Raw genomic sequence first — 7,562 nt, 5'->3', positions numbered from 1 at the left:
GCTACCGACAAGCCCCAAAGCAAGCTAATCTCTAAAGAATCTAAAAAACGAATATTAAAAGAATTAAGAAGTAAATCGATACTTAGGGTTTTTCAAGCGAATAGTCAAGCAGCGCTTAGCTATGTGCCGCAAGTCTATCCTAGCAAAATTACTCTTTTGAAAAATAGCGAACAAAATATCGCTGCGAATCAAGATCCAAGTATGGGTTGGGGCGAGCTAGCTGGAGGAGGAGTGGAAATTTATAACATTCCTGGCAATCACCTAACCATGCTCAAGAAACCCCATGTCCAGGTTCTCACCGAACAGTTAAGAACCTGTATTGAGAATGCACAGGTCGGAAGATAAGAGCGATCGCTGTACTCTGTGATGTAGCGATCGCTCTTACCGTGGCTTACTATTCGTACAAAGCCCATAAGTAGTGGGCACCCAGCACCAGCCCTTGAGCAACATGAGCGCGGTTGCGTGGCTCCTCCCAACTGGGTTCTGCCAAAGTCAACAGTTCTCGTGCGTGTTCTACGTCAAGTTCCTCGTGGACAGTATAGTGTGACTGGCTACCCGGTGCTGCCCAACCTCGCTCGTTAATCGTGCGGGCGATCATCCCACTAACACTCGAATACAGATGCTCCAGCATCCCCAAAGCGGCTCCACCCGCTTCACTTGATTGCGTCAGACAGTAGCCCAGAAGTGAATGATTGAAAGCTAACACTGATGCAGGACAGGGTATTTCTAAATCTTCTGGAGTGGCACCTAAAGCCCGCAAAAATTGGCGGAAGGTGTATTTGTGAGAGGTCAATAAATTGCCGTGACCATGTTCTTCAGCCACGTTTTCCATCACCGAAAGTCGCCGTTCTAATACTGGAGTCCGAGCCAAAACTGCCGCTAATGATTGCGAAAATGACTCAATTGCAAAACAAATTGGTAGCTGTGTGCAAAGAAATTGTGCCCGTGAGGTAGAGGGTGCCTGCATCCACATAAAGTAAGGATGACGGTGGAAATCATAAGCCTTATTTACCATCAGCACTGCTTCTGATAGCGTGGTGCATCTCACGATATCTTCTACATACAATTGGTGAAGTCCTACTTTTCTCTCGGTAGCAATCGAGCAATTGTCTAGGAGCTGCATGACTTATCTCTTCCCGCTAACCTTACCCCTCAGTGGTAGCCTTTCTCTACATCCCTAGTCCACCGTGAATGTGCGTATGTGAATGTGCGTAACTATGAGCTTTACATAAAGAAATGTTTAAGCAAAATTACTGAGAATGCTGCTTGTCCTCTATCTGATAAAGGAGATCGGCTTCTGAAGACAAAGGTTAATGTTGCGGACGGATCGGAATCTCAACAATAAATTCAGTTCCCTGCCCAAGTGTGGAAAAACATTGTAATTGACCGCCGTGTTTTTCCACCACAATCTGGTAACTAATTGCTAACCCTAGCCCTGTCCCTTTACCAATCGGTTTTGTAGTAAAGAAAGGATCGAAAATACGTTTTTTGACTTCCTCTGTCATCCCAGGGCCATTATCAGCAATGGCGATCAGAACCCGACTTTCGTCTACGACACAGGTGCGAATCCGGATTGTCGGTAATTGGTAATCGCTAATTCGCAATTGGTTATGAGAATTTTGTTCTTTTCGTTCCCAGGAAGATAAACAAGATGCCTGGGCTATTTCCTGGTAATCTCCTATTGTTTTTGAACCATTATTCATGGCTTCTTCCAAAGTATCGATCGCATTAGCCAGAAGATTCATAAATACTTGGTTAAGCTGACCTGCATAACACTCTATGAGCGGCAGCGAACCATACTCCTTAATCACTTTAATAGCGGGAATTTCTGTCTTAGCTTTCAGGCGGTTTTGCAGAATTAACAACGTACTATCTAGCCCTGAGTGAACATCGACCTCTTTCATTTCTGCCTCATCAAGGCGCGAAAAATTCCTCAAACTCAGGACAATTTGACGAATTCTGTCAGCCCCCACCTTCATCGACGACAGCATTTTTGGTAAATCTTCAACTAAGAAATCTACTTCTATCGCCTCCGCTTCGTCTTGAATCTCAGACACCGGATTGGGATAATGCTTGGCATATAGCTGCATTAGGTTTAGTAAGTCTTGAGTATATTCATTAACGTGGACAAGGTTGCCATAGATAAAGTTAACTGGGTTGTTAATTTCGTGGGCAACACCCGCTACTAATTGACCCAAGCTTGACATTTTCTCGGTCTGAATTAATTGCGTCTGAGTACGCTTAAGTTCTTGTAGAGTTTGGGATAACCGTACATTTTTTTCATTTAGCTCATGCGTCCTCTCTTGGACTTTTTGTTCCATCGAATTGTAAAGCATAGCATTTTCCAGAGAAATTGCTGCCTGAGCTGAAAGTACTCTTAAAACTTCTATCCTATCGGGAGTAAAAGCTCCGGATGTTAGATTATTTTCTAAATAGAGAATACCGATTAATTTCCCTTGATTAAGGATAGGCATACAGAGAACGGACTTCAATTTATTTAGCTCTATATAAGAGTCATTAATAAACTTTCCCTCACTAGCTGCATCATTTAGAACCACATCTGAGCGAGTTCTCTTTACATAATTAATCACTGTCAGAGGTAACTCTTGACAACCTTTAAGCGGAGTTGACTGCCGAACAACAACCTCTTTTGATTCAACCGATGAACGGGCTTCAATCAGCAGTTTTTCATCTCTTACCAAGAGTAGTAAACCTTTTTGTGCGCCAGCATTCTCGATAGATATTTTCATTAAAGAAGCCAGTAACTTATCCAACACGATACAAGCAGCGATCGCTTGACTAGCTTTCATCACAGTGGTGAAGTCCAACGTATTAGAACTACTACCCGTAGAGGAATGTCCAGTAGTCGTGGGAGTATCTTTGACGCGAGGCAGAATAGATGTTTTAGTCAGAAAGTGCGGATATTTTTCCTCTAAATCTTCTACTTTGCGCTTAGCTCCCCAACGTTGATAGCCGTAATAAGCTTCTGTAATATGGACTTTAGCATACTTCTCTTTTCCTTTCGCTAACCAAAACTTAGCAGCGAGTTCATTCGCTAAAGCTTCATTCTGAATAAACTCATTTTCTTTTGCGGACTCAATGGCGCGTTCATACAAGTCTATTGCCTCTAAATCATTGCCAGTGATGCGACTAATTTCAGCTTCTACTAACAGGTACTTGTGTAGAAAATTTTCTGGACAGTTGTCTGCCCAAATCTTCATCTGCTTTTGATTTGCTGCTAACGTCTCGCAAGATTGTTTTTGTACAGATTCTGAAGCATTCGGATAAAGAGCAACTAGAATCAGTGAGTCATAAAAGTTATGTGTAGATACTGAGATATGACCGAAGATAGAAGTAAGTAGCTTTGAAGCTAACAAGCTACTGTTCAAAGCTAAATCCGGTTTTTCGTATAAGTAAAGAATTTGGGTTTTTAAAATATGAAATTCACAAATTGCCGCCGAACTTTGATGTTGTTCGCAACTTGTCAAGAAGTTGGATTCGCTAATCCCATCATTTTCAAAAGATAAGGTTCCAGCAGTCATGCCTATCAAGTTCGACACCGCTAGGTTATAACCTAAAATTATATCAATTGCCCATTGATTTTTACTCTTTTGGCAAAATAGCAAAGACTGAGGTATCTGTTTTAAACTTTGCTCTAAACTTTTACATTGATGGAAGGAAGCAATGACTTTGTGAAGACGAGTATAACCTGCCCATTGCAAATCTCCAAAGTCTAGCCCCGTTTTATATGCCTCATCATTAATTGTATGACTAAACTTAATTGGCTTCACCCAATTACTCAAATAATTGGCAAGAACCACAAGTTCTGCACATTTTTGAGCTACATTATTAAACTTATTACTTAGTTTAGTTGCTAGCACCCCAAACTCATAACCAGAGTGAGAATTCCCTAAAATTGTGCTAAGTATCATTCCATAACAAGAGTAGCTATACGCTGCTCCTGATGCATAACCATAGGTGAGAGAAAGATTAACTGTTTTAACCGTAACTAGCTGCCAAAGGTCAAAATTAACAAAATATGCCAGAGGTCCCATATTTGCCAATAATTTGACTGCTGCTTTTACTTCGGGAACTTTTATTCTTTCTAAATTAATTAAAGACGCAATCTCTTGGTTTTCTAATTTCTTATTAACTTCGTCTAGTTCTAGCTCAACTGCTGTTGCTAATTCCCCTTCAGGTAAGTCAATTCCTAGCAGACTAAGAGCATTACGCCCTGCTTGAATTGCCTCTTGATATTTAGCAAGCATGGTATGCTGCACAATCAGCATATTATAAACTTCAGCTTTGTCGAGGACTGATTTTGCTTGAGATAGGGTTAGCTCCAGCAAGGCTTCAGACTGAGCAAAATTACCGTTTAAATACTCAATTTCGGCTCGTTTTTTATGCAATGAAAAAGCTAAATCGTAGCGTTTTACCCAAATATCGCTTGGTAAAACATTCATACAAGCAGTCAAATAGTGAAGTGCTGAGCTGTATGCGGTTGCATCTTTCGCTTTTCGAGCTGCTTCCAAATTCAATATTATTAATTCAATTTTTGCCTCTTCATCGACAATTAAGTCAGAACCGATATTTAGATGATCGACTAATTTAAAAATTATTTCTATCTGGTCTTCCAAAGGCGTACTTGCTAAAAGGAGATTGCCAATTTTGAGATGAACTGCTTTTTGAAGCGAGTTATCAATCAGTGCATAAGCTGCATGTTGCACACGGTCGTGTGAAAATTTATAATTAAAAACTAATAGTTGAGAACTAACCCCTTCCTCTTCGATCGTTTCCAACACAGAAGTAGGCTTAATTAATTCTTCTTTCAGAGCTGGCAAAAGGTCTTTAAAAGTTTCATAAATTGATTTCTCATAAATGATAGACAGGGTATTTAAATCGAAACTATTGCCGACACAAGCTGCTAACCGTAAAGCCTGCTGTGTTGAATTCGGCAATTTTTTTAATTTTCCTATCATTAATTCGACAACATTATCAGTAATACCCAACGCTTCAATTTGAGCGATGTCCCATTGCCATAGGGCTTTACTTGCCTCTTCTTCCCCCTGAGTAAGAAAGGTCTGAGGGGGGGTGAAGGTAAGCAGGTTTTCCTGATATAGGGTTTTTAGAAATTCATTGACAAAGAAGGGATTTCCTTCTGTTTTACGCAGGATGAGGGAAGCTAAGGATCTTACTGATTCCCTATCCGTATGCAAGGTGTCAGCAATCAAGTGGGTAATATGCTCAAGTTCTAAAGGTGCTAGATTAATCTGGTTGATGATAGCTCCATCATCGCGTAAACTATCCAGCGTCATCATCAAGGGATGAGTGGAGCTGACTTCATTATCCCGATATGCTCCAATGAGAAATAGATAGTGCGTTTGATCATCCGTCATCATCAACTCCATCAATTTGAGCGTGGCAGAGTCAGCCCACTGCAAATCATCCAGAAAGATGACTAATGGATGTTCTTGTTGGCAAAATACCCGAATAAAGTTTTGAAAGACTAAATTAAAGCGGTTTTGGGATTCAGTTGGCCCTAATTCTTGAACTCTAGGCTGAGAACCGACAATGAGTTCTACCTCAGGAATAACATCAATAATAATTTGCCCGTTAGAGCCAAGGGCTTCTAGGAGTTTTTCTTTCCACTGGTTGAGCTGTGCTTCGCTTTCCGTTAAAAGTTGCTGGATTAAGGCAGAAAAGGCGCTGACGACAGCAGAATAGGGAATACTCCGCTGAAACTGGTCAAATTTCCCTGAAATGAAATAAGCTCGCTGTTGAGTGATTGGTTTATAAATTTCTTGCACTAAACATGACTTGCCGATGCCAGAATAACCCGACACCAACATCATCTCAATATCCCCTGGCATTGGCTTACCAAACGAGAATTGGCTCACTCGTTCAAATGCTGTTAGTAAAGTATTAATTTCTTGCTCTCTGCCATAGAGCTTCTCAGGAATTTGAAATTTATTAGAGATATCATGACGACCGGGAGAGAACTCTGGAATTTGGTTATTTATTTCTAATTGAGTTAGACAATATTCTAAATCTGCTTGAATTCCATAAGCACTTTGATATCTATCTTCAGCAGTTTTAGCCAGCAATTTCATAACAATGTCCGAAACTGCTTTGGGAATGTTTTGATTAAGCTTATGAGGCGGAATTGGCGTAAGCGCAATATGATTATGTACTAACTCTATTGCATCAGTACCATTAAAAGGTAGTCTGCCAGTGAGAAGCTCGTAGAAGGTAACGCCAAGGGAGTAAAAGTCAGTACGATAATCCAGCGAACGATTCATTCTGCCAGTTTGCTCTGGCGACATATAGGCAAGAGTGCCTTCTAAAACATTGGGATTTTTTAGGGTAGGGTTTTCCCGCGACAAAACGCTGGAAATCCCAAAATCAATAAATTTGACTTGCCTACTTTTTGGATCAAAAACAATATTAGATGGATTAATATCTTTGTGAATAATGTTTAAATTATGCAGTTTAGCTAAAGTTTCAACAATTTTTATAGTAATTTTCATAGCGTCTAAAACTGTAAAATTTTGTTTGTCCATCAATATCTTTAGAGATTGACCCCCAAAATCCTCCAAGAGCATTACTAGAGTATTTTGATATGATTTTAAATCATACGCTTTAGCAACACCATCTATATTCAACGAACGGGTAATTTCATATTCTTGCTTATACCTAGAAATTTCTTCTGGTAATGGATAGTCTTCTTTGATAACTTTAAGAATAAGAGGCAAATTATCCTGAAGTCGGCATCCTCGATACACAAGCGACTTGCTACTTTCATAAATTAGCTCAAAAATCTGATATCCCGGAATTGTTCTCATAATTATTCCATTTACGGATTTGTAGGCGATCCAGTCCAGTTAGAGACGCTTTTTGTAAGTGAACACTAGATCAGCCTATTGTGCTGAAGTAAAATTAAAACTTTATTCGATTAATTGAAAGCGTATTTATACGGAAATATAGTTTGCTCCTCAGTGAATATCAGTGTATACACAGTTTGGGAAAGTCATCTTTCTGACACTCTAAAAAATGTAACCTAAAATACTAATTGCTTTCTTGACTTGTCCAAATAAATGTAGCCAAATGTTAGAGATAGTTTGAGTAAAAAGGATTAAAAGAGTCTAACCAAGTGTATTTTAATGCTTGTAAAAACATTGCTTGCCATCTGGAACTGCATCTAATCCTCGTTCAAAAAACTTATTCTTGAGATTCGCCTGCCAGTGGTGAATTTTTAAGGATTGCAAGACCAACCGAAAAGACTGGGATGTTAATGATTTTAGAAAGAATTTATAAATCTGTATTTATCAATAAAAAATGTTTTGTGTCTAGTTTTTATAAAAAGTTAACAAATAGAATTTTTTCTTAATTTTACTTCAATTACTATATTTATTTGATATAAAGTTGACATACATATACGAATCCAAGGAAGTGAGCTTGGGCTGAGATATTACTGATTGTCATTTATTAATGCTAAAGGCAAAATCAAAAAATGATTTCTGCTATTTTTTAAAATTGATTTTTACCCTTTTAATCCGGCAGAA

General features: G+C 39.1%; 3 protein-coding genes. 1 reads left to right on the top strand and 2 read right to left on the bottom strand.

What is annotated here, in order from left to right; genetic code table 11:
* Positions 1 to 345: hypothetical protein (locus tag H6F50_RS26805; RefSeq protein ID WP_206754852.1), on the top strand; the 345-nt coding region annotated here is incomplete at its 5' end.
* A 49-nt stretch (positions 346 to 394) separates the two neighbouring features.
* Here the strand turns inward: H6F50_RS26805 and H6F50_RS25415 are convergent.
* The gene (locus tag H6F50_RS25415; RefSeq protein WP_190430842.1) at positions 395 to 1,123 is read right to left on the bottom strand and encodes an iron-containing redox enzyme family protein; all 729 of its coding nucleotides are present in this window, start codon (positions 1,121 to 1,123) and stop codon (positions 395 to 397) included.
* 187 nt (positions 1,124 to 1,310) lie between these two features.
* Entirely contained in the window at positions 1,311 to 6,842 is a 5,532-nt protein-coding gene (locus H6F50_RS25410) for an ATP-binding sensor histidine kinase (RefSeq protein WP_190430841.1), read from the bottom strand.
* Between the last annotated feature and the right edge of the window lie 720 nt (positions 6,843 to 7,562).

Origin of the sequence: Coleofasciculus sp. FACHB-712 (assembly GCF_014695635.1) — a bacterium.
Classification (GTDB): Bacteria; Cyanobacteriota; Cyanobacteriia; order Cyanobacteriales; family FACHB-T130; genus FACHB-T130.
This window is presented reverse-complemented; position numbering and strand designations above follow the sequence as displayed.